This window comes from Novipirellula herctigrandis, assembly GCA_007859835.1.
GTDB classification, from domain to species: domain Bacteria; phylum Planctomycetota; class Planctomycetia; order Pirellulales; family Pirellulaceae; genus Novipirellula_A; species Novipirellula_A herctigrandis.
In genome coordinates this window covers 4,743,845-4,768,055 of record SJPJ01000001.1, presented here as the reverse complement: position 1 = coordinate 4,768,055, position 24,211 = coordinate 4,743,845, and the positions used below count along the sequence as shown (strand labels likewise).

At 52.6% G+C, this 24,211-nt stretch carries 8 protein-coding genes; 7 read left to right on the top strand and 1 reads right to left on the bottom strand.

All coding sequences use genetic code 11. From position 1 onward, the window contains the following. Nucleotides 1–4: 4 nt before the first annotated feature. The 5 genes from tssE to CA13_RS17435 all read left to right on the top strand — a co-directional run bounded on the left by tssE (nucleotide 5) and on the right by CA13_RS17435 (nucleotide 8,175). The gene (gene tssE, locus CA13_RS17455) at nucleotides 5–499 is read left to right on the top strand and encodes a type VI secretion system baseplate subunit TssE (protein WP_146398738.1); all 495 of its coding nucleotides are present in this window, start codon (nucleotides 5–7) and stop codon (nucleotides 497–499) included. Beyond that, nucleotides 496–2,343 (top strand): type VI secretion system baseplate subunit TssF, encoded by a 1,848-nt coding sequence (gene tssF, locus CA13_RS17450; protein ID WP_146398735.1) that lies wholly within the window; start codon nucleotides 496–498, stop codon nucleotides 2,341–2,343. The genes tssE and tssF overlap by 4 nt, the downstream gene beginning before the upstream one ends. Continuing rightward, nucleotides 2,307–3,425, top strand: coding sequence for a type VI secretion system baseplate subunit TssG (tssG, locus tag CA13_RS17445; RefSeq protein ID WP_146398733.1), 1,119 nt, complete (start codon nucleotides 2,307–2,309; stop codon nucleotides 3,423–3,425). Before tssF ends, tssG begins: the two co-directional genes overlap by 37 nt. Before the next feature lie 39 nt (nucleotides 3,426–3,464). Further along, entirely contained in the window at nucleotides 3,465–6,299 is a 2,835-nt protein-coding gene (tssH, locus tag CA13_RS17440; protein ID WP_146398731.1) for a type VI secretion system ATPase TssH, read from the top strand. A gap of 250 nt (nucleotides 6,300–6,549) precedes the next feature. Beyond that, nucleotides 6,550–8,175, top strand: a complete 1,626-nt coding sequence (locus CA13_RS17435; protein ID WP_146398729.1) for a hypothetical protein — start codon at nucleotides 6,550–6,552, stop codon at nucleotides 8,173–8,175. 50 nt (nucleotides 8,176–8,225) lie between these two features. Here the strand turns inward: CA13_RS17435 and CA13_RS17430 are convergent, their stop codons facing one another. Beyond that, nucleotides 8,226–15,773: a dockerin type I domain-containing protein gene (locus tag CA13_RS17430; protein ID WP_146398727.1), complete on the bottom strand. Its 7,548-nt coding sequence runs from the start codon at nucleotides 15,771–15,773 to the stop codon at nucleotides 8,226–8,228. 339 nt (nucleotides 15,774–16,112) lie between these two features. Here CA13_RS17430 and CA13_RS17425 point away from each other — a divergent pair, with 339 nt between their 5' ends. Further along, nucleotides 16,113–21,137, top strand: a complete 5,025-nt coding sequence (locus CA13_RS17425) for a protein kinase domain-containing protein (protein WP_146398725.1) — start codon at nucleotides 16,113–16,115, stop codon at nucleotides 21,135–21,137. 383 nt (nucleotides 21,138–21,520) lie between these two features. Continuing rightward, nucleotides 21,521–23,974 carry a TonB-dependent receptor domain-containing protein gene (locus CA13_RS17420; protein WP_419194503.1) on the top strand — a complete coding sequence of 818 codons (2,454 nt, stop codon included), beginning with the start codon at nucleotides 21,521–21,523 and terminating at the stop codon, nucleotides 23,972–23,974. Nucleotides 23,975–24,211: the final 237 nt, after the last annotated feature.

Here is a 24,211-nt window from a genome sequence, read left to right as displayed (position 1 = left end):
GCCTATGTCTCGTATTCCCACTGACACACGGTTGATCCCCAGTGTGCTCGATCGACTGATTGATATGGAACCCCATCGGACGTCGGAATTGCCCGCTAGTCGTACGCAGGTGTTGCAGCAGATGAAAGCGAGCGTTGGTCGTGATCTGCAAAACCTGCTAAATACTCGCTGTCGTGCGACCGGTTATCCCGATGGGCTCGATCAACTCGGCAAATCGCTCGTTGCCTACGGGATTCCCGATTGCGTTGGGATCAATACAGGCTCTCGAGAACAACAAGAAATATTGCGTGTCATGATCCAACGGGCGTTAGAGGTTTTTGAACCGCGATTAGTCAATATCCGAGTTATGTTGGCCGACAAGGATGATCCAGCGGACCGCAGCATGCGATTTCGGATCGATGCGATGTTGAAAGTCGATCCCGCACCCGAACCGGTTGCCTACGATAGTTGGCTTGACGCAACCGTGGGAGATTTTTCGGTACAAGGAGTGCGCCGATGAGTGACCGATTGCTTCCATACTACAACCAGGAACTCGAATTTCTCCGGCGTTTCGGTTCGCAATTTGCGACTGAGCATCCCAAGATCGCTGGCCGTTTGCGTTTGGGCGATGATTTGTCGGAAGACCCACATGTTTCGCGAATTATCGAATCGTTTGCTTTGCTCGCGGCACGGACCCGGCTCAAAATTGATGACGATTTCCCGGAAATCACCCACGCGCTGCTCAGTGTTCTCTATCCGCATTATTTGGCACCTCTGCCGTCGACTGCGATCATCGAGTTTTCACTTGATAAACGTCAAGCGGATCTGGTGGGTGGTTACGATGTTGCAGCGGGTGAGAGCATTGAAACAGAATCCACTACCGATGGAGTCTGCCAATTTCGCACCGTCTATCCAGTGAAGCTCTTTCCGATTTCGCTGTCGGCGGCATCCTACCGCGGACAACCGTTTTCCTGTCCTCCCACCGACTCGCTTAGTAAGAGTGAATCGGTTCTGCATTTGCAGGTGAAAAGTTTTCGTTCGTCGGTCCCGATTAGCAGCATGGATATTTCAGAGCTGCGATTTTTCATTCGGGGGTTGTCGCGGGCATCGATGGATCTTTACGAATTGATACACGGTGGTTGCGTGGAAGTGTTGTTGGCCCGATCACCGGAGGATCCGCATCCGATTCGGTTGGGACCGGATGCCATTGGTCAGGTCGGGTTCGCTCAAGACGAGGGGTTGCTTCCGACACAAGCAAGATCTTTTAGTGGCTACCGACTATTAACGGAGTATTTTGCGGCTCCTGAGAAGTTCATGTTCTTTGACGTCCAAGGTATAAAGAAAGAACGATTGGCAGATTTTGGTGAAGACCTGCATCTCTTCATTTTATTACGGCGGCATGTTGGAGACATCGAACCGTTCGTGGCGGCTGATACGATTCGGTTGGGATGTACACCGGTGGTGAATTTGTTTGAACATCGTGCTGAGCCGATTCGGGTGACGCATGGTGCATCGGAGTATCGAATTGTGCCTGATGCTCGCCAACCGCGAGCGTTTGAAGTCCACACAATCTCAGCGGTGACGGGAATCGACACGAACAATCGTGAAACGACATATTACCCTTTCTATTCCATTCGACATGCGGCTGAGCGTGACACGAGGCGAGGGTTCTATCATTTGCATCGCCGCGAAGCCGAGATGAGTGGTGGCGATGTGGATCGCGCGACCGACGTCTATTTGTCGCTCGTGGATCTCGATTTCTCACCTCAAGAATCCGCTGGGACGGTGCTTGATATTCGACTGCTTTGCACCAGCCGGAATTTGCCTGAGCGATTGGAGTTTGGAGGCGGGCGACCGCGGTTGCAATTGGTCCGCGGCGGTCCAATCGATGCGCCTCAATGTGTGACGCAGCCGCGTCCGACGATTCGGCCTCCGGTTGGCAAGGGGACCTATTGGCGTTTAATCAGTCATCTTGCTTTAGGTCATGTGTCGTTATTCGACGGGCGCGACGGCGCGTCGGCGATTCGCGAAATATTGAGCCTCTATGAGTTTGTCCAAAGCAGCGACATTCGGCAGCGAATTGATTCGATCCGATCGGTTCATTACGAACATGGTGTCGCGAGGTGTCAATCCGGTGCAGGCACCGGAGGAACCACCTTTTGTCGCGGTCTTGATATCGATGTACTGATCGATGAAGACAAGCTCAGCAGTGGCGGGGCATACTTATTGGGATCAATTTTGGAACAATTCCTCGCTCTGTACGCAACGATCAATTCGTTCACACGTATCAAACTGTTAAGCACCTTACGCGAAGAACCGATTGCGAAATGGCCGGCTCGATCAGGAAGAAAAACGCTTCTGTAATCGATCGGCTCGTCAAAGAGCCGCATCGATTCTCGTTCTACCAAGCTGTACGACTACTGCTTGCATCGGGTGCTGCGCGCTCGCTTGGCGCCAATCAAGGTCAGATTGGAACGATGAAGAACGCCGCGGAAGAGGCTGTTCGGTTTCAATCACAAGCAGCATTGGAGTTTCCCGCGGCCGAGATCGTCTCAGTAAAGGTTCCCCCAAAGCCGTCGCCTGATGATTCCTTGGCGAACGACGTTGATACGCTCCCAATCGAGATCGAAGTCGCGTTTTGGGGATTGATCGGACCGGTCGGTGCGCTGCCTAACCATTACACTCAATTGGTGATCGACCGTACTCGGGATCGAGACACGTCGCTGCGTGATTTCTTGGATTTGTTTTCACATCGACAACTGTCCTTGTTTTATCGCGCCTGGGAAAAGTATTACGTGCCGGCGGGAGTGGAGCGGGCGTTACGTCAAAGCGATCCCGCAGTCGACCTACTACGCGAATCACTATTGTCCATCGTGGGTCGAGGGACGCGGCGCGTTCGCGATCGGTTGCAAATTCTCGACGACGTGAGTGTGTACTACGGAGGAATCTTCAACGATCGCCCCAACGCCGAATCACTCGGTCAAATGGTTGCCGACTTCCTTGGACTTGATACCGAAGTGTTGTCGCTATTTGGGCAATGGCTCATGTTGCCTCCGTCGGAACAATCGCGAATCGGTGTGTTAGATGGACATAGCTGTCTAGGTGCGGACACGGTTCTTGGAGAAAAAACATGGGATCCAACATCGAAATTTCGTATTCAGATTGGACCGGTGGGGTATAAAGAATTTCAACGATTGATGCCAACGGGCGATTCATTGATTCCGATATGTCAACTGATTCGCAGTTACGTTGGGTGTGAGTTTTCGTTTGATGTTCAAGTCGTCTTAATCGCCAATGAGATACCACCTTGTCAATTAGGTAGTGCCGCCGCTGCGGATCGAGTCAAAACCAACTTGGGATGGAACACGTGGTTGTGCAGCCAAACGCCGACAACTGACAGTCATGATGCGGTGTTTCACCATGATGGTTCACCCGTCGATTACTAAGAAATTACTATTCATTTTCAACGAAAGGTTCTTACTACCATGTCGCAACTTAATTTGAAAGAACTTGTTGGCAAATTGAACAACACCTGCCGCGCATCTCTCGAAGCGGCTGCTGGGTTGTGTCTTTCCCGCACCAATTACAATATTGAAATCGAACACTGGTTGTTGAAGCTGCTTGAGAATGATCGAAGTGATCTTACGATTGCGGCGAAAGCATCTGGCGTCGATGTGTCTCGGTTGACGACTGATTTGACTCGCGCGATCGATAAATTCAAAACTGGCAACGGCCGTCCACCGGCATTGTCCCCCAACGTGGTCGATCTGGTTCGTGATGCATGGCTATTCGGGTCAATTGATCAAGGCGTCGGAAAGGTGCGCAGCGGACACTTGCTGGTTGCTTTATTGGCATCGAACACACTGCGTGGAACGGCTTTGGAAGCGTCGAAGGAGTTCGAGGCGGTCAACCCCGATGCAATCGCTCGTGACTTTGCCGTGATTCTGGCCGAGTCCGATGAAGAGCATGTCCCTATGACCAGTGGCGGCGGAACGGGGGCGGCAGGTGGAACAGCGGCGCCAGGACGCGGTCCGACAAAAACACCGTCGTTGGATCAATTTACTATCGACTTAACGGCACGAGCCGCTGCCGGTGCGATCGATCCCGTATTGGGTCGCGATCACGAGATTCGCCAAATCATCGATATCCTGACCCGCCGTCGCCAAAACAACCCGATTCTGACTGGCGAAGCGGGAGTTGGGAAAACCGCAGTTGTGGAAGGATTTGCTTTGCGAGTGGCTGCGGGAGATGTGCCGCCGTCGATCCAAAATATCCAAATTCGCTCACTCGATCTTGGACTATTGCAGGCCGGTGCCGGAATGAAAGGTGAATTTGAAAATCGTTTGAAGGGGGTGATTGATGAAGTCAAAGCCTCACCCATTCCCATTATTCTGTTCATCGATGAAGCACACACGATGATCGGGGCGGGAGGGCAAGCCGGACAAAGCGATGCTGCGAATCTGCTCAAACCCGCGCTAGCCCGTGGAGAACTGCGAACGATCGCGGCGACGACCTGGGCGGAATACAAAAAATACTTCGAGAAGGATGCTGCTTTGGCGCGTCGTTTTCAAGTGGTGAAGGTCGAAGAGCCTGACGAACCAGTCGCGATCGAAATGATGCGCGGACTTGTTGAGACGCTTGAATCGCATCATAAGGTTCGCATTCTAAACGAAGCGGTGGTCGATGCCGTGAAACTTTCAAGTCGTTACATCAGCGGTCGGCAATTGCCGGACAAATCGGTCAGTCTACTTGATACCGCATGTGCGCGGATCGGATTGAGCCAGACGGCGACACCATCGGCGGTCGAAGATACACAACGGCGAATTGATCAATGCAAAGTCACGATCGAAATTCTTCGTCGCGAACAACAGACGGGGGCCGACCACGAAAAGAAAATTGCGGAGTGCGAACAGGAACTCAAGCAAGCCGAGGAAACATTGCAACAACTGACGAAGCAATGGGAACAGGAAAAGGAACTTGTTACGCAGATCCAAAAGCTACGTCATCAGATTTCCGGTGAGCCGGTCGGTTTAGCAGTTTTGAATGAGGAGAAACAAACTCAACAGGCCTCCAGCGATCAGGCATCAACTGCGCCCAGTGAAGCCGCAGCGCCCAGTGAAGCCGCATCGCCCAGTGAAGCCGCAGCGTCCAGTGAAGCCGCAGCGCCCAGTGAACCTGCAGCGGAAGGTCAACCGGAGGCGCCGACACCCGAGCAGTTAGACCAATACAAAAAGGAACTCGTTGTAGCGGAAGGAAACTTGCATGAAGTCCAGGGCGAGAGCCCGCTAATGTTCGCCTGTGTCGATTCGTCGGCTGTTGCCCAAACGGTTGCCGCCTGGACGGGAATCCCGGTCGGACGCATGGTCAGCAACGAAATTCAAACGGTTTTGAATTTGAAGGGGATGATGGAAGAATCGATTGTTGGTCAATCGCATGCACTGGATCGAATCGCTCAGAGTATACGAACCAGTCGAGCGGGGCTTCGGGATCCACGGATGCCAATTGGCGTGTTCTTGTTGGCCGGCACCAGTGGTGTGGGCAAAACCGAAACAGCAATCACGCTGGCCAATTTGCTCTATGGCGGTGAGCAAAATATGACCGTACTGAATATGTCGGAATTCAAAGAGGAGCATAAAGTTGCACTGCTAATGGGCTCGCCTCCCGGATATGTCGGCTATGGTGAAGGTGGCGTGTTGACCGAAGCGATCCGCCGAAAACCGTACTCGGTTGTCTTGCTCGATGAAATGGAAAAAGCACATCCAGGGATTCAAGACGTTTTCTATCAGGTATTTGACAAAGGAAATATGAAGGATGGTGAAGGTCGGGACATCGACTTCAAGAACACCGTGATCATCATGACTACCAACGCGGGGACTGATTTGATCAAGAGTGTGTGTAGCGATCCGGACACGATGCCCGATCCGGATGAATTTATTTCGGCGGTCTTCCCCGAACTTCTTAAGACATTCAAGCCGGCGTTTTTGGGTCGTGTCAGTGTGATTCCTTACTATCCGCTAGGTGACGAGGTCATGGCAAAAATTACAAGACTGAAACTCGACAAGGTCGCCAAGCGTGTTGGCGAAAGCTACGCAGCGGAATTCACCTACACCGACGGCGTTGTCGACGCGATTCTCGCTCGTTGTACCGAAGTGGACACAGGTGCAAGAAACGTTGATCACATCCTTAACCGCACTCTTTTGCCAGAGCTTTCTGCTCAAGTTTTGGCGAAGCTCGCCGAAGGCAAAGGGATCTCGAAGGTTACCATTGGGGCGGATGACTCAGGCTTCACCTACGAAGTCATCGACGCCTCATCGAGTTAGCAGGCGACACGATAAGTGTATAAATGCATCCTCGCAAAGTTAATCTGTATGGATTGTGAGATCTTCGCCCAATTTTTCCGTACAACCGTCCGATTTACTACAAAACGACGCCCACCCAATTGGGATGCGTTTTGTAAGCCTGCCAAGTCGGAAGGCTGATCGAGCGTGTTTCCTTGCCGTTAGACGCATAGGGATCGCTTGAATCAAGGATAACGTGACAGTCCGTCAGTATGCGAAGGATCGTGTTGATATGACAAATTTGCGAGTCGCCCCCGGTTTAGCTCTTGCTGCGTTGCTATCAACATCCGCGATTTCTTTTGCGGATGACCCAGCGGCAATCGCTGCGGCCGCGCCGGCGACGGCCAGTGCTGCTGCGACAACGGGTCCAGCTACGATTTGGCGGCTGATTGGAATCCCTCAGGGGCTGCAGAAGCTCCGTGATGTGGCAACCAATCGGCGGGGTAACCATCCGGGGCTTGAACGGAAACCACCGCTCAAGGCGATTGCGGATCCAGCCAACCTGGAATCGGAAAATCCTGCGATCAAAGCTGCCGCTGAGGTCAAACAAGCCGAGGACATGAAGCAACAGAAGATTAAAGCGATCAAGTATCTCGCTACCATCGGTTGCAGTTGTTATGACAAAGACGGAAAGATTACCGATGCTCTAATCGCAGCGACCGATGACTGCACACCGGATGTTCGAATGGCGGCAATCAAAGCGGTTGATGAAGCATCTGATTGTGAATGCTGTCGCAAATGCGGATCGAAGTCGTGCTGCAATGAAAAGATCACCAAACGGCTTAGCGAGATCGCTTACGAACGTGATAATAGCGGATGTCCATTGGAACCGTCCGAGGAAATTCGCAAACTAGCCAAACGCGTTCTCTGCAAATGCTGTCCTGGCGGACCGCCAACGGGGCCAATCGAAGAAGACTATTCGGAACTAATCGAAGAGGAACCCGTTGTCCAAGAAGATGGTCCTGAGCTAATTCCAGTTCCCGATGAAAAGAAAAAAGGCGAGACTCCGGAGGAGGAAGAAGGAATGAAGGGTGAATCAACAGGTGCCGCCGATGACCTGTTGAGCGATATTGACGAATACTCCGCAGCGAATGAAATGGACGCGGATGAAACGAATAACCCGTTCGAAGATCAAGATGAGGGCAATGCTTCCGGCGAAGACTCTAGCTACAATTTATATCGTCGACCGATGGAGATGCAGTTGCAGAAGGCTGCGGTCTCACCCCCCATCAAAGCGTTTCTGAGTGACCGCAACGCTTCGTCACTCGCTAGTTCGTCCATTGATAATCTCCAACCTGTTGAAGTGGAAGACCAAGTTCAAATCATCCGTCGCAGGCCGATGGTTGTATCGACGCAACCGGTCGAAGCTGAAACGGAAACACGTGTATTCGTGGAGGAGTTAGTTCCGCAACTCCGTTCAATCCCAGTTGACCCAGAGAAAGAAACGGTGGTACCTGTCGTCGCCGAGGAAGTTGAAGAAGTGGTATCTGTTGACGCGGAGCAAACCGTGGTACAGGTTGTCGCGGAGGAACCCGTAGAGCATGTGATTTCGACGCCGACCGAAGAAGGACAGCGCGCACCCATGGTTACTTCTGTCAGATCACTGCCAGCCGGTTTGATCGTGGGCGAAGTGGTTTCGTTGAATTTTGATAACAACGAAGTGGTCCTCATCGGACACAACCTAGATCGAATTGATTTGGGACAGCCAGCCGGGATCTTCCGTCGCACATCCCAAGGCGTCATTCGAGTGACGCAGCTTGTGCTGAAATCGACAGGTGACGGAAAAGCCGTGGCAACCGTGGCGGACGCTGCCGCAGTACGCCAAATCCAACTCGGCGACCGAGCGGTATGGCGATAAGTTGGTAACTCGGTTTTCTAAACCTTGACAATAGCGGCACGTTGTTGCCGCTATTGTTTTTCTGGCATCTCAATGAGAAGCTTCAGGTGGTCGAATTCAGCGATTGCACTCTCGTCGCTGTTGTGAGCTGTCTCAAAGACCGAGTCAACTGCCTCAGCCCAGGGAACCAAAGTTGATTCCGCAAAACTCGCTTGCTCGGCTCCGCCGGTTAACGCGGCAGGAGCATCTAGGATTGATTCCTCAGCCACCGCTTTTTCGGCCTTGTCTTTCAGCTCGACTTTGTTATCCAGATCAATGATTTGTTGCAGGCCGGTTTGAACCGATTCGCCAGCGGCCAGCGTAGGAGCCGTACGACGGCTGAGTTCATTGATCACTAGCAGCGCATCCAGTGCCGAGAGTTGTCCGTCGCGGTTCACATCCACTTGCATCTTTGTGGTGATGTCTTCGGCTACTCGTTCGGATTCGCCATCGGTTTGCAGCGAGGTAGAGTTTTTCTGGACCTCATTGATAACGATTAACGCATCGAGCGCCGTTATGTCACCGTCGCGATTGACATCGAAGATGTTCTCACCTTCCGCATCGGTCTCAGGATCAGGCGTTGGCGACGAGACGGCCGGAGAAACCGAACTGATTTCGGTCGTTGCAAGTAGCGGCGTTGGAGAAGCGGCTACGGGATCAAACGGATCGAATCGTGGATCATCCGCCTCGAACGAGATCGAATCGAGTGGAACCAGGATGCCACGGAGCCACGTTAGAACATCCTTTTCGGCACCACCATCGCCGAGCAATTCACAGTTCCGCACTTTGTCGAGACCAATTTGGATGCAAACGTCGCCTGGATCGAGGTTGTCCTGGTCGCCACCGTCGAGAATTTCGCCACCAACGGGCAGCAGCGTGTCGGACCCAAAGTCTTGATCCGATAGAAGAATGTCGTTTCCATCACGGCCAAAGATAAAGTCGACGTCTTCGCCGCCAGTAAGCACATCTTGCCTTGTGCCACCGAGCATCGAATCGCCGCCGGGGCCACCGTCAAGCACACTGATCGCCATAGTGTCGTTGGCAATTTGGTCATCCCCCGCGCCACCATCGACACGAATGTATTCGACATTCGAAATTTCGATCGGTTCGACGGGGTCGTTGACTTGACCGATCGTGATTCGGTCCGCTTCGTCACCCCCGAGTACCTCCAATCGGTCATCTGCTGGGCCACCGGTGTAACGGATGATTTGGCCAGTTTCAGCGATACCGAATGGCACCGTACTCGAAATCGTCAACACATCCGCAGCGTCGCCGCTCACAATATTTACGTTTTCGACCGACATGGAATCAAACACTTCGTTACCGGTTTCGCTGCGAGGAGGATCTCCTTCGCTCGCAGGCAACGGCGTGGCAAGAACGCCTCGCGCAGAGCCTGTTACTACGAATCGCAAATCAAGTGTGGTCGCTGCTGCCGATGCATCGACGTTGATCGTATCACCTACGACGACGTCTTCGATGGTCGGTTCGGATGCTAAACCGGTAGAGGAAATCACAACGCCTTCGGTTACCGTTTGGGTTTCTGCAGTATTGTCGCCACCGTCGATTAACAATTCACGTGTCTTCGCAACCGTGTCTTGTCCCGTCACATTGATTGGATCGTCGTTCAGTCGTTGGAGGTTGCCGGTTGAGTCGGAGCCGGCTGCGTGGAGGTTGAACGTGTCGTTGCCAGTTTCGCCTCGCAGATCGACAATGGTTTCCAAGAATACTTCGTTGATTTCATACGTGTCCGATCCAGCACCCGAGGCGACCACGATCACCGCGGTTTGGCCGGACAATCCCGCCGGTGAAGGTGAGGGTGTCGCGTTACCGATCGTGATTTGGTCCTGATCAGGATACGTGTTGATGTTGTCGCCCGTGATGACATCGATGCCTGAGCCAATTCCACGACCGAAGATCGAAACATTGTCAACATCACTGGCCACTGCTGAAACATCGCCACCGACGGCTGCTGCGGCGGTGTTGAGGTTCAGCACACTTGCGTCGCCGGTCGTTTGTACGATGATCGTGTCAGCGTCGGTGTCCGTGACTCGATTAATGATTCCCGTCGTAACATCAGCGATCGAATCCGTACCCAAGTTTTCGATGTTGACGGTGTCGTTCCCATCACCCGTCATCAACGTGAATCGTGTAGAGTTCGCCGTGCCAGTGACATTAACTGTATCCGCGTAGCCGCTAGTACGTGCAATGACGGCTTCGAGTGCTTCGTAAGTGACCGTCCCCGTGACGATGCCGCCCGGTGTGCTGGTGCTGTTGATCGTCGTTGGTGTAATGCCATACTGAGCACCTTCGATTGCGCCCGCATCGCTATAGATTAGTCGATCCGATAGCTCGAACGTTTGAGCTACCGTTATTGTTCCCACGTCAGGCGATCGACGAGCGGTAACGGATGCCGGAGTCTCCGTCGTTGGGCCTCCACCGCCGTCGACACAGATCTCGCCGAGCAATGCTGAAACGCTGCCGGTGTTGATCGAATTTGGCTGATCGATTTGGCTTAGTTGATGCCCAAGATCGAACGTGTCCACGCCGTCGGTCGGCGAAGCGGTCGAACCGTCGCCAAACAGTTCGACGTTTGTCACCAGCGAAACGCCAACGACACCGAATAAGTCGTCGCCAGCATTGCCACTTGCAACCAATGCCTGCGCTCGGCCTGTTGAAACGATGTCAAAACCGTCGTTGTCTGTGCCACCGACCAGTTCAATTCCCGCGTCCAAACCGCCACCGCTCAGCGTCAAAACGTCATCGCCGGCATCGGCACTGAAGATGTTGACGCTGTTAGCGCCCGTGGTGGCGATGTCGATCGAGTCATTGCCGCCGGCGCTGTTGATGATCAAGACACTGCCGTCGCCGGTTAGCGTGACATCGATGTCATCCGCCACGTCTTGGCTAATAATCGTGGTCTTCGTGTTATCGGTCGTGTCGAGCACATTGATGTCGTTTGCCGCTTGGCCCGCCAGTAGGTTGATGGTTTCCACCGTTGCGAACATCGTCGGTGCAACCGTGGTGTCCCGATTGAACATGCCGTCGGACAAGTTGTACTGGGCCGCCGCGTTGTAACCTTGGTCAAACAGGTTCAACGTATCGCCGACTGGCAACGTCCGAGTCGCCGTGTTGCCTTTTGTGGCCACACTGTCGGTCGTCGTCGGAGTGGCAAGATTCGCGTTGCCGTTGAAAATGACTTGACCCAAAATGCCGTTTAACAGGTTCGTGGAGGAACCGAGGTTGAAAGTGTCATTGCCTTCGCTCCCACTAATTGTGGTTGTGCTACCGGTGGTCGTTGTCTGCACATTGACGATATCATTGCCCATTCCCGCATCAATGTTTGTTGTTCCACCATGAGTGCTGGCGATCGTTAGCGTATCGTCACCCGCATCGGAGAGGTCCAAGTTTAATGTTTCGATTGTGGCGTACGTAATCGGACCTGCGTTACCGAGTCCTGTAATCGTCGTCGAAGTTAATAATCCACTTGCATCTGCTGCGCCGCCTTCGTCACTAATATTCAGGACGTCCGTGTCACTTTCGCCCTCGATCGTCAAGGCCGCTGCGATACCGTCAACATTGCCGTTGTTTATTGGTGCGTCGGACGAGAGGTTAAAGAGGTCATCGCCACTACCACCAAGTAGCGTCGTCGGTGTTACTATGATAGAGACATTAAACGTGTCGATCGCCGTGCCGCCTTGCAGCATGGCGAAGCCGTCAAAGTTCAAAGAGTCGGCGCCTTCCGTATAAGTCGGCGTGCCATTGAGAGCCCAAGTCGCGTCCAGATTCTCGCCCGTGAGAGTTCCTGGGCCGATGCCGATCAACGTTTCGATATCGTTGAATCCGCCGCTGACGCCATCTGCCGTGCCGTCGAATCCGTTGGCATCGGAATTGGTCAGCGTTGCGTTGACAATCAAGTCACCTTGGAGCGTGTCACTGCCCGCTTCGCCGTTGATAGTTCCGGTCAAAGCCGCATCGATATCGAATGTGTCATTGCCACCACCACCGTTTAGATCGAACGTGCTCGGAGCGGTCACATTAAACGTGTCACTTGCAGATCCACCTTGCAGCATGGCGAAGCCGTCAAAGTTCAACGAGTCGGCGCCTTCCGTATAAGTCGGCGTGCCATTGAGAGCCCAAGTCGCGTCCAGATCTTCACCGGTCAGAGTTCCTGGGCCGATGCCGATCAACGTTTCGATATCGTTAAATCCGCCACTAACGCCATCTGCAGTGCCGTCGAACCCGTTGGCATCGGAATTGGTCAACGTTGCGTTGACAATCAAATTACCTTCGAGCGTATCAATGCCTGCTTCACCGTTGATAGTTCCGGTCAATGCCGCATCGATATCGAATCTGTCATTGCCACCACCACCGTTTAGATCGAACGTGCTCGGAGCGGTCACATTAAACGTGTCACTTGCAGATCCACCTTGTAGCGTGGCGAAACCGCCAAAGTTCAACGAGTCGGCGCCTTCCGTATAAGTCGGCGTGCCATTGAGAGCCCAAGTCGCGTCCAGATTCTCGCCCGTCAATGTTCCTGGGCCGATGCCGATCAACGTTTCGATATCGTTGAATCCGCCGCTGACGCCATCCGCCGTGCCGTCGAATCCGTTGGCATCGGAATTGGTTAGCGTTGCGTTGACAATCAAATTACCTTGGAGTGTGTCGCTGCCTGCTTCGCCGTTGATAGTTCCGGTCAAAGCCGCATCGATATCGAATCTGTCATTGCCACCACCACCGTTTAGATCGAACGTGCTCGGAGCGGTCACATTAAACGTGTCACTTGCAGATCCACCTTGTAGCGTGGCGAAACCGCCAAAGTTCAACGAGTCGGCGCCTTCCGTATAAGTCGGCGTGCCATTGAGAGCCCAAGTCGCGTCCAGATTCTCGCCCGTCAATGTTCCTGGGCCGATGCCGATCAACGTTTCGATATCGTTGAATCCGCCACTAACGCCATCCGCCGTGCCGTCAAATCCGTTGGCATCGGAATTGGTCAGCGTTGCGTTGACAATCAAATCACCTTGGAGCGTATCAATGCCAGCTTCACCGTTGATAGTTCCGGTCAAAGCCGCATCGATATCGAATGTGTCATTATCATCGCCACCGTTAAGAGTTGCGGTGAATGGCGCAGAAATGCGAATCGTGTCATCTCCAGCGTCGCCGTTAATGGTGGTCGTCGCGGCAAAAAGGCCATCGATGCCATCCACGTTTACAACATCGCTGCCGCTTCCAGCGTTTACTATCATTGTGTTTGTTGGATTCACAAACACGACCATTTCACCGAGTGTCGAATCGATCATCGAAAGATTGTTGTTTAAAACCGCATCATCAGAAACGGTGATTGTCTCCGCACCGCCGTTGAAGGTGAAAATGCGGTTGGTGGCACTCAAGTTGTCGGCAATCGGTTCAAGACCGGTATAGTTAATCGTCGCGGTTTCGATCCCCGCTATGATCTCGACCGATCCATCATTTTCGTTATTGAAAGTGTGTGTGATGGTGGTTGCAGCGATGCCGTTGACATTTGGCCCGTTGAGCACAAGGTTGTCGCCCGGTGCGCCGTTGTCTCCTTGGCCGTTATATGTCAGTCCACCGAGCGGCACTGGGTTTCCCGCAGCAAAGTCCAGCGTTAATGTATCGGCTCCGTCGCCGGTATTCACAACAATGCTGCCGGCAGCCTGGATACCATTTCCCGTCAGTGTGACGGCGTTGTCGAGGCTGTTGGTCGTAATTGTGAGGTTTGCACCGGCGGTCTTTAATGCGGCGGCACCAGACGTGATGGAAACGTCGCCATCATCGGATTGCAAACCATAGTTAGTTGGCAAGGCAGCTCCGGCGAATTGGGTTGCATCCGGCAAGTCGGTGTCAAGAATCGTTGCATCGACGCGATAATTGAACGTGTCGGGTGCTGCGGTACCAGCACTGTTGCGAAACATCGGCAAGTTGGTATTTACATCAATCGATGAAAGCGTTCCTGTGCCACCGGTACCGTCGCCTGCACGTAAATCGATGGTATCAGATGATAAGTTCACGCCTACCGAAGAGAATTGGATGGATCCCGTTCCATCAGTTCCGCCGTGGAGTACGATGTTCGTGGTCGCGGTAATATCGGCACCGATCGCGATAGTATCGTTGCCTACCAACTTGACGGATGCTGCATCCACAATGGCATCGACTTGGATTGATCCTGCTTCGACTGACAACGTTCCAGTGCCGATGTCGGTTGCGTTGGTTTGGAAGTTTATCGAATCGGTAGCAGCAGCGTTAATCACAAAATCGGCATTAAAGCCGGTTCCAACGCCTTCGACGTTGACGATATCGGGTCCGGCACCGGTGTTAATGGTCAAAGTTCCCGTCGGATTGGCAAAGGTCGTCGTTTCGCCAGTCGTTGAGTCAACATTCGTCATGCCAACGCCAGCATCGGTCGTCGTGATCGTTTCGGCGGTATTGCTAAAATTCAGTACCACATTGACGGCCGTAATCAACGACGTGATTGGCTCTAGTCCGGTGTAGGTAATCGTGGATCCGTCGATCGCGACGGAGCCATCGTGCTCGTTCAGATAACCGAAATCGATCGTGTCAGCGACCCCGTTTTCGAGAACCAACGCATCGCCTGTGACGGATTGGTGGCCTCCGTCGAAACGGATAGGCACATTGATCATGCCACCTGAATAGTCAATCGTAAGCGTTTCAGAATCATCCGATCCACTCACTTGAATGTGTTCGACCAACGCCACCGGCGCACTTGCAAGCGAGATTCCATTTGATGAATCGCGAATTTCAAAATTGTCTCCACTGCGAACTAACGAGTACGTATCGTCGGTCAGGTCTGCTGTAGGAGAAAAGGCGAAGGTCGTCGAGACATTAAGGTTTGCGGTGTCGGTTGCGACAAGTCCTTGTGAGTCGAACACACTCAGCGAAATCGTATTCTCGCCAGTACCAGTGAGTGGCGTATAAACGGATGCCTCTATCGTCGTGACGATGTTTGAAGTAATGACATCCGGGTTTCCATCACTATCAAGATCCCATTCGAAATGGACCGAATCGCCTTGATCGGGATCGATCGACCCGGTCGCATCTAAGGTCAAGCTTTCGGAGAGGTGAACTGCGTAAGGACCATTTGCCACGGCCGACGGAGTCTCATTCACATCCGTTATGACAACGCAATAGAGAATCGAATCCGACGCGTTGGTTGCGTCGGTCAACGTCACTTCGACGTCGTATTCGTTATCGTTATCGGAATCGGTTGGAACTTCGAAGTTGGGTTCGCTTAGGAATGACAACTCTCCGGTCGTCTGATCAATCGTAAACTGTAATTGATCCGCACCACCGCTGATGGCGTACTCGCTGCCGGGCCCGGAAACCACGGACCCGACATCATCGATGTCGACGACCGCCAGGTTATTCTCGGCTATGGGAAGCAAAGAGCCGCCGTTTCCGGTCAGCAACAATCTGCCTTCGAGCGATTCGAGCAAGATGGCGCGTGAACGCAGCGGTCGACGGATTTTCTTGCCGCGATGCTTCGATCGTTTGGTGATGCGTGTATCGTTTGCGAACCAAGAAGGTGGCCAGTTCATTCTCGTCATGGTGAAATCTTCAAAGCGGAATCGAGCTGCGATATCTGAGGGATGCAACGAGCAATCAAGTCAATTACAATATTACCAACCGGGGGGCAAGCCAGAGGGGTGTCAAAACACCATGATTGCCCCTTATTAAGTTAAATCAAACGGACTTTAGGGATCAAGGAAATAAGACAGGTTGCGAGGCTTTTAACTGTTTTAACGGCAGTCGGTTGGCTGGCTTGTCGGCGATTGCGAGTCCCATTTTTGAGCGTCTTGTCTTTATGCCCCGTCTGATGCATTAGAATAAACGGTCCACCAACTGATGGAGGACGATTCCCCGGCATCGCGACGCGATGAGGTCTTATGAGCGATCGAAGGATCAACGCGAGCCATTTAGAGTACGAAGCGGGGCAAGAAGTTGTCCCGGGATATACTCTCGTGCATCGATTGGGTGGCGGATTTTCTGGCGACGTGTGGAAAGGCCGAGCCGCGGGGGGGACCGATGTCGCGATCAAAGTGGTTCGGTCGTTATCGGACATCGGCGGCCGTAAAGAGCTCAAAGCGCTTAAAGAGCTGCGAAACATCCGCCATCCCAACCTCTGTCCGGTCCATGGATTTTGGACGAAAGACAGCCAGGGACATCTGTTAAAAGACGGTGAGACAAGCGTCGAAGCCGAATCGTTCGACGACGAGGATTCCACGACTTGGGCGACCAGCACCATGCAAGCGGGGTTCCCTCCCAAGCCCACTGAACGTGCAGCCGTTGGCAGTACAGCGGCCGACTCCGACGCGCATCACGCGGAGCAATTGATCGTCGTGATGGGGCTGGGCGATTGTACGTTGCACGATCGATTGCAGTTGGCTCGCCAGGAAGCTGGATTGAGCTCCGAAAATCCCGAACACCGTAAAGTTGCTGCGGGGTTAGAGCCGCGCGAGTGTGTTTTGTATTTGCGAGAAGCGGCCAAGGCGATCGATTTGCTAAACCATTCTCACGCGATTTATCACTGTGACGTGAAGCCGCAAAATATTCTACTTGTTGGTGGTGGCGTTCAAGTTTGCGACTTTGGTTTAGCAAACAAGATGGAAGGCGACAGCCGCATGACGCGTCGTGTGTTTGCTTCGCCTGCCTATGCTGCACCGGAGGTGTTAGGCGGCCAGACGTATAGTTCGACGATGGATCAATATGCTTTGGCGGTGACCTATTTTGAACTTCGAACCGGATTGTTGCCGTTCGATATCACCACCGAAGCATCGATTATTTTGGCCAAAGGCACCGGCGACCTCAATCTGAATGAAGTCTCGACGCGCGAGCGCAAGGTGCTGCGAATCGCGATGGACACTGATCCATCCAAACGTTTTGGGTCCTGTACCGAATTCGTTAAAGCGTTGGCGGTGGCTACAGGAGTCGAAAAACCTGGTAGTGCGTTTACTTTGCCAAGACTGCTCGCCGGATCCGCGCTCGTCGCGGCAATGCTTTTCGGCGGTGCTTTCACATGGCGAGCGGTATCGCCGGAGTCATGGCAGCGTACGTTTTCCGGCGGAGTCCAGCCCGAAGAGCTTTTCAAAAAAGCCCAAGCGAGCAAAACCGCTTTCGACAATATCGCCTCTATCAATGCAGACAATTTTAGTCACTCGCTCTCACTTCTGTCCCGTGCGATTGATGACGTCACGATGGCCTACCCTTCTGCGGATGAAGAGCTAAGGGCAGAGATTCAAAGCTTCACTGCGGATACGGCAAACGTTTGGATTCGTGTTTGTAATGATCAGCTCAATGGCGGCGGAATTCCAGATTCGAATGACCCGATTTCCGAGCAGCTTTCACTAGTCGAGAAAATTTACACGGACGAGAACGCTCCATTTCTAGACCCCGCATCGCGGCAAGTAAAAAATCTGAAGTCAAACGTGTTGTCCGCACGTGTCCAAATTGCTGCTTTGGATCGACAATCACTTGCGCCAGAGCACGAGAGTGAGCTTCGGCAATGGATTCGTGAGAACGGTAAGTCGAGTCAAACGCCGGTTACGATTGTCAGCATGGCACTGTTGCATCAAAATACCGATGCAGCGGCCGATCGCTACGTACAGGATGACGTGCTAAGTGACCTCGAATTTGCTCAGAAAATCATGACGTCGGAGCAACGTCAAAGTTTGCCGTCGTGGTGCGGTGAACGCTGGGTTGAGATGAGTGAGGGTGAAAATGGTTTGATCACGCAACTGAAGCGGGCGACTGAGCAGAGTCCAGGCTTGCGACCGCGGATCATCAATACGTGGCCCGATATTTTCATCGAAGCCGATTTGAATGATCTGAAGAACAAAATTGCCGCTGGTCAGTGGCAAGCGTTTGATGATGCGTTCGCCAAGTTTTCTGAGACGTATCCAAATCCAAGCGATGAGAAAATCAGACAGAAGTCTGAGGTTTTTAAAATGCTTCGCGGTGGACTTCGTGTCAACACAACAGAACAAGCGGCTCAGTGTTTCGCGGGCTTGATTGAAAAAATGCTTCAATCAGACTCGACGGTTAAGGCATTCTTTCAACGGGCGAAAAGTCCCTGGGTCAACGAAGTGCTTGCTCGAGCGAGTGCGGTTGAATCGAGGGTGGATCTCGAGGATATCCGAGCCATCCATGCCGAGGGATTGAAGCTAGTTGATAGTTCACAGGGGCAATCCGTGGCTGCCATCGATGCGATATTTTTGACCGCCGCAATCAAAGCGGGCCCAAACGCAATGGCCGATCCCGAAAGTTCCGAGACGGTCCAGAGTATCGCAAAGCGATCCACAGGGTTGAATCTGAGCTTGGCGACCGCCATCCAACTTGAAACTGCGGCTGAGGAAAATAGTCGACTTGGTGGGATCACGGCGGGACCGATGCAGAAACGCGTTGAAAACATCGAGTCTTTCACGGATGTGGCACATCGTATCCCGGCGGGCTATGGCGACTATCTAGTTGGCCTTGCGCGATGGCATCAGAACTTGCCCGCGTCGGCAGCCGAGGATTGGCAAAAGATTTCCTTGCTACCGCAGAGCGTTGAAGCCAGAAAGCAATTGGGACCCGAACGCTGTGAGTGGGTTGCCACAGCACTTCTTAATCTCGGCGTGGAGGAATCCGGTGTTCGCAATAGCGAAGTGTTGAGCCAACGGTTTTACTCCTCGGATGCCGGTGCCGATCGAATTGCGGCGGCCAAGTGGTGGTTGGAGTCGGTCAAGGATGAATCAACCAAGGGTTGGCAGAATTTCCAAATTGAGAGTTTCTTGCTGCAGGTCGCGACTCGTCAGCGAGAAGGGAAAAGCATTACCGACCTTCGCATTCCCGACCAGCTGCGAGCGTTGATTTTCCGAGACGATGCCGCGCCAAGTCCCGATCTGGGCCAACTTTATCGAGCCGGTTTTGAGTACACTCTTGATTATTGTGAGTCGAATCCAACCAACAGCAAGGCGGCCGCGGCACTTCTGCAAACGGCCGTGGCTGTATTAGATATTGGTTTGGGCAAACGTGAACTGGATTCGGTGAAGTGGGTCGAGCGAATACTCGATCCCGCGATGAAGATCATCAAACCTTTCGCAATTCGAGACGATTCCAATCTACCCACCGTTTCGCTACAGCATTTTTGTGAGCACTACCTGAAGCTTGATCACGCGAGCAAAATTGTTGCTTTTGATTCGTCACCGGAATCGGTCGACCGTTTGGATGGCCTCGAAATGTCGGCCAACACACTTGCTGATCGGGTATCGGATCCTACGCAACAAGCTCGGCTGTACATCGCGGCCGCAGAATTGGCTCAGCGACAGAAAGAAGCATCCGGTCAGCCGTGGAACGAAACGGAGCAGGCGGACTTTGATCGCTATTTGCAGAACGCCGGCGACCTTGATCCCGACAATCCGAATATCGCCGTCCTGCAAGCATTCCGTCGATACGAGGATGCTCAAGGAATCATCGACCGAGATCAACGCGTCGAGGCTCTAAGGATCTCCGCTCAGGCTCTCGAAACTGCCATTGATCGGTTGGAAGATGTTCCTTCGGTAGAACCATCCCACCTTATCAGCCTCTACACCGCGTACGTGCGTCACGCGAACACGTTGGTCGTTGTTGCTTTCGAGCCGCAAGAGAAGACGAATTTTAGATTGGAGGCACTAAGAAGTGCTGAGAAGAGCGCGAGAAAAGCCACCGAAATGCTTACCGCCTATGGTGGTGAAGGAGAACAGCTCGATTTTGTGCCAATGAATGATGCCTACATGGCTTTGGGCAATAGTTCGGAGGATTTGGCGTTCTATTGCAATCTTCCACTGAATGAAAAAAAACGGCTCTATATAAACGCGATCGATGCTTTCAAGCGTTCCGTTGAGCTGACAAGGTGGACCGATCCAACGAAAGCGAGCTACTCGTTAGCTCGGTGTCGCTATCGTTATGCAAGGGATATGGGGTTGCCAAGTGAACTTGCGCAGGCCGAGAAAGATCTTGGCGACTTTAACCCAGCGAGCTCTCCTGCGATCCAAGCACAATGGCTCGGATGGAGTGCTCAGATCAAAGGGCGCCAGGGGCACCTTGTCGAGGCGACGGCGGATGCCAAGCGAGCGTGCGAGGTTTGGAAGCAAGTGGAAGAGTCCGATCCCGATTCGCATTTTCGTGCTGAGATGATTTGGTTCTATGCTGACTGTCTATTCGCAAGCGATGATCCGAAACAGCAACAACAGGCACTTGAAATTTTGGATACGGAATTGCGGAACCCAGGTGCATCAACGTACCGAAAAAGCCTTCAATTACAATGTGAATTGCTAAAGGTGCTCAAGCGATCCGAAGAGCTAATCCCGCGAGTTCAGGCGATACCTGACGAGCGGTTTGAGGAACTTGCGGGCGATCCGGTCGCGGTTTCCGCTTGGCTCGGTGAACTGTCGTTCTACGTACGCGAAGCAGGGTTTCCGACGAGCTACGGTGCGCCCGAAACCCAAGCGACACGGAGGGCGATCAAATGTCTCGAGAAGCTCCAGAACGAAGTCGAGCAACGCGCGACATTGGTTGATTCGTATCTTGAGGCACAGTTATTCGCGGACATGATTCACGCAAATGCCTTGTCACTCTCTTCGGCACCTCTCGCCGATCGACTTGTCGCCTACAGCAAGCTGCTTGACGGTATCGACTCCGTTCCTATGGAAAGAAAGACGAAGGACAAGACCAAAGAAATGCTACAGCATACGATGCTGGACCAAGTCAAACAGCTTATCTATTCAGTGAGTAGCAAACAGAAGGAAGCTCGCAGTCTGCTGCTTCAAACGGCTGGTCGAATTGTCGGGAAGGATCGCGAAATTCTAAGGGAGCAGCTAACGCAAATGCGAGACAAAAATTTTCGCCGGGACTTAAGTAGTTGGATGCTATCAAATCTCGTTTCAAGTAAGTAGCCAATAGAGGCACCAGAGCGGAAAGATCCGGTATGACGAATTCAGCCGGACCACGGTGGAGACCGATTGATCCCAGCAAGCATAAACGAGTTCATCAAGACGGATATGTCACTGAACTTCTACTTGGGTGTTTCGAATTCTTAGGACCAACATTGGTGAGTTGAACTTGGTCAATGGTCTATTCGGGCAATGCTTCGTCTCTCGTGCAACCGTCACATGAGTTAGAAGCCGAAAAATCATCGTTATCTGGGGATTTGGAATAATCCGCCCCCCCTAAAGAAGTCGATTCTACAGAACATGGGCGCGTTCTCTCACAATTCGCGCATGCCTATCGATTTGAATTGATCCTGAAAGTGTGAGTAGTTGGTCGGGGGGCCACTGCAATGATTTGTCGTTTAAAGCGAGTACTATTACTACTGCTTCTTGCGCACGTGTCGATGAGTTCCGCAGCGTATCCTGACAATCCACACTCGGGTGTGATTGGGATCGCAGATTGGATCGAGGCGGATGCCACCCCCGAAATCCAACTGGTGCAACTGGAATCAGCTTCAACCGAGGCAACCCAACCCACTGACTTCGAAGGTGTTTCAGACCGTTCGGCATTTGGCATGTCCGACGACTCCGACTTGGCTAGTCGTTTGGATGCGTTCGACTTATTCAAGCCTGAACTCACAAGCGTAGCATCAACAAGTCTGAACACACCTGCGCAGGTAGAAGCGGTGGAACGGGCCACCGGCCCGCTCGATACCGGTGTCGTTGAAACAGCGCCTTTGAGCATCGTACCGGCTAGCACATTCAGTTTGGTGAACGTCCCGGATGTGGCGGAGGCGATTGTCGAGGCAGCAGTCGCACCGACCGTGCGCGCCCGGCGACGAAGTCCTATCTCGTTGGAACCACGAGTACGCGGATACGCGGGAAGCCAAATTTACACGACGTTTGACGGTGCGTTTGTCGGTCCTGTTCGCAATGACCTCGATGGCGTACTTAGTAAAGTTGACCAATCGCTGATCGCCAACACGCAAGTGATCAGTGGACCTTATGGCCTTCGCTACGGCAGCGGTTTTGCATTCGTAAATGTGGATTCCGCCTTGACGCCTCGCTACGAAAACGGGCGTGAAAACCACTTGCGTCTTGGGACTCACGTCCGTGCCAATGGTGGCCAAACCTATAATACTGCCACACTGCTAGGCGGCGGTGATCAAGGTGGTTACTACGCGAATCTTGGATACCGCAAAGGTAGCGACTACGAGGCCGGCAATGGCTTGGACATCCCTTCGAGTTACGAAGCGTTGAATCTATTTTCAGCATTCGGTCACGACATTGATGATGCCACACGCTCGGAAACAAAATTCAGCTTTATGGATCAAGGTGAGACTGAGTACGCCGGACAGTTCTTTGACGTTGACGCTTTGAAACACTACGGGATTAGCCAAAGCATCATTCATCACGACGATATGAGCGGGTTTGGGTACAACATCGATGCCTGGTATTCCGACACTCAGTTCAATGGTGATACTGACCAAGCCGGAAAACGCAGAAGTGACTTTCCTGTGCTACAACGCGTTGACAGTGCGTTGGCAGTCTCGACGGGCACTGTGATACCTAATGACACTCGGAAATTTGTCGGCGATGTCGATGGCAGTATCCGCTTGGCGGGTATTCGTGGCGGATTCAAACAAGAATACGACGAGACAACCTCGATCGCAGCTGGCGCTGATTTTCGCTATATACGTCAACGCATTATTGAACGATATGACATTAGTCAATTCTCAATTTCGGATCCTTTTTTTGAATCGGGTTTGCCGGTCGCCGAAGTTTTTGATCCTGGTATGTACACCGAATTTTCATACGGCGTGAATCGTCGCTGGAATATTGCCGGTGGATCACGCGTCGCATTCGCCTCGACCAGGGCCGATGGCACCACGCTGCCCGATCGTTCGAACTTCAAAGACGCGACTAGCGGAGCAGTGAATCAGGACTTAAGTGTTTCGGATGTTTTGCTCTCATTCTATCTCACCAATGATATTGAATTGACCGACATTTGGCGAACGCGAGTTGGTTTCGGTTATGCCGAACGTTTGCCCGATTTGACCGACCGCTATAGCGATGGACTTTTCTTGTCCACGATTCAGAGCGGTTTTAGTCGCATCATTGGGACACCGGATTTGAAGAAAGAACGCAACTGGCAGATCGATGCGCGACTTGATGCGGAATACGATTTTGTTCGCGGACGTTTTAGCGCGTTTCATGCTTGGATTCACGACTACATCACGTACGCTGCTAACCCGATCGAAGATCCACTCGGTGCCCGCTTGTTAAAAACGTTGAACACCGACTATGCCACTCTGGCTGGTTTTGAAGCCTACGGCGAAGCAGATCTGCTGAAAGGATTCCAAGTCTTTAGCAGTTTGGCGTACCTTGACGGTCGTGACCGAGAAATCAATCAACCGCTTTCAGGGATCTCACCTTTGGAAGGCCGCTTGGGGATGCGATGGATCGATGCCAGTCCGGAAAACGCCTATGGGTTGGAATGGGGATGGCGGATCGTTGACAACCAAGACCGTCTCGGTACGTTACGTCCGGTGCCGGCAAGTGGCTCAGACGTGCCAATCGAATTGGAAACTCCAACACCTGGATTTGCGACTTCATATCTCCGCGGATATCTGCGTCCGACCGATAATGTAAATATCACTGCGGGTGTCGAGAACCTGTTCGACCGAAACTATTACGAGCATTTGAACCTGCGACTGCCAACGGACGCCGCCAATGGCTTTGCACAAACCACCGTGCTTTCACCTGGCTTTACACCCTATTTCGGTGTTGAGGTCGAGTATTAGTCAATGGGCTCATTGCACGGCCGCCCGACACGTCTCGCCCATGGCTACTGGGTAATTCGTAAGCATTCACACCCGTGATGCAACCGAAGTCGTGCCATGCGAGCCAATTCGTGGGGGTTCACTTAGTTTCTGCCATTTATCACATGGTTCTTTTTTCATAAGACATCGCTCTATTTCTGGTTTTGAATGTATGGGTACCACGACATCGTCGCTCCATGATTTGCTCAGGGTTTCAGC

Excerpts from the sequence above, each read along its gene's own strand:
- tssE (WP_146398738.1), top strand. The coding sequence starts at position 5 with ATGTCTCGTATTCCCACTGACACACGGTTGATCCCCAGTGTGCTCGAT.
- tssF (WP_146398735.1), top strand. The coding sequence starts at position 496 with ATGAGTGACCGATTGCTTCCATACTACAACCAGGAACTCGAATTTCTC.
- tssG (WP_146398733.1), top strand. The coding sequence starts at position 2,307 with ATGGCCGGCTCGATCAGGAAGAAAAACGCTTCTGTAATCGATCGGCTC.
- tssH (WP_146398731.1), top strand. The coding sequence starts at position 3,465 with ATGTCGCAACTTAATTTGAAAGAACTTGTTGGCAAATTGAACAACACC.
- CA13_RS17435 (WP_146398729.1), top strand. The coding sequence starts at position 6,550 with ATGACAAATTTGCGAGTCGCCCCCGGTTTAGCTCTTGCTGCGTTGCTA.
- CA13_RS17430 (WP_146398727.1), bottom strand. The coding sequence starts at position 15,773 with ATGACGAGAATGAACTGGCCACCTTCTTGGTTCGCAAACGATACACGC.
- CA13_RS17425 (WP_146398725.1), top strand. The coding sequence starts at position 16,113 with ATGAGCGATCGAAGGATCAACGCGAGCCATTTAGAGTACGAAGCGGGG.
- CA13_RS17420 (WP_419194503.1), top strand. The coding sequence starts at position 21,521 with ATGATTTGTCGTTTAAAGCGAGTACTATTACTACTGCTTCTTGCGCAC.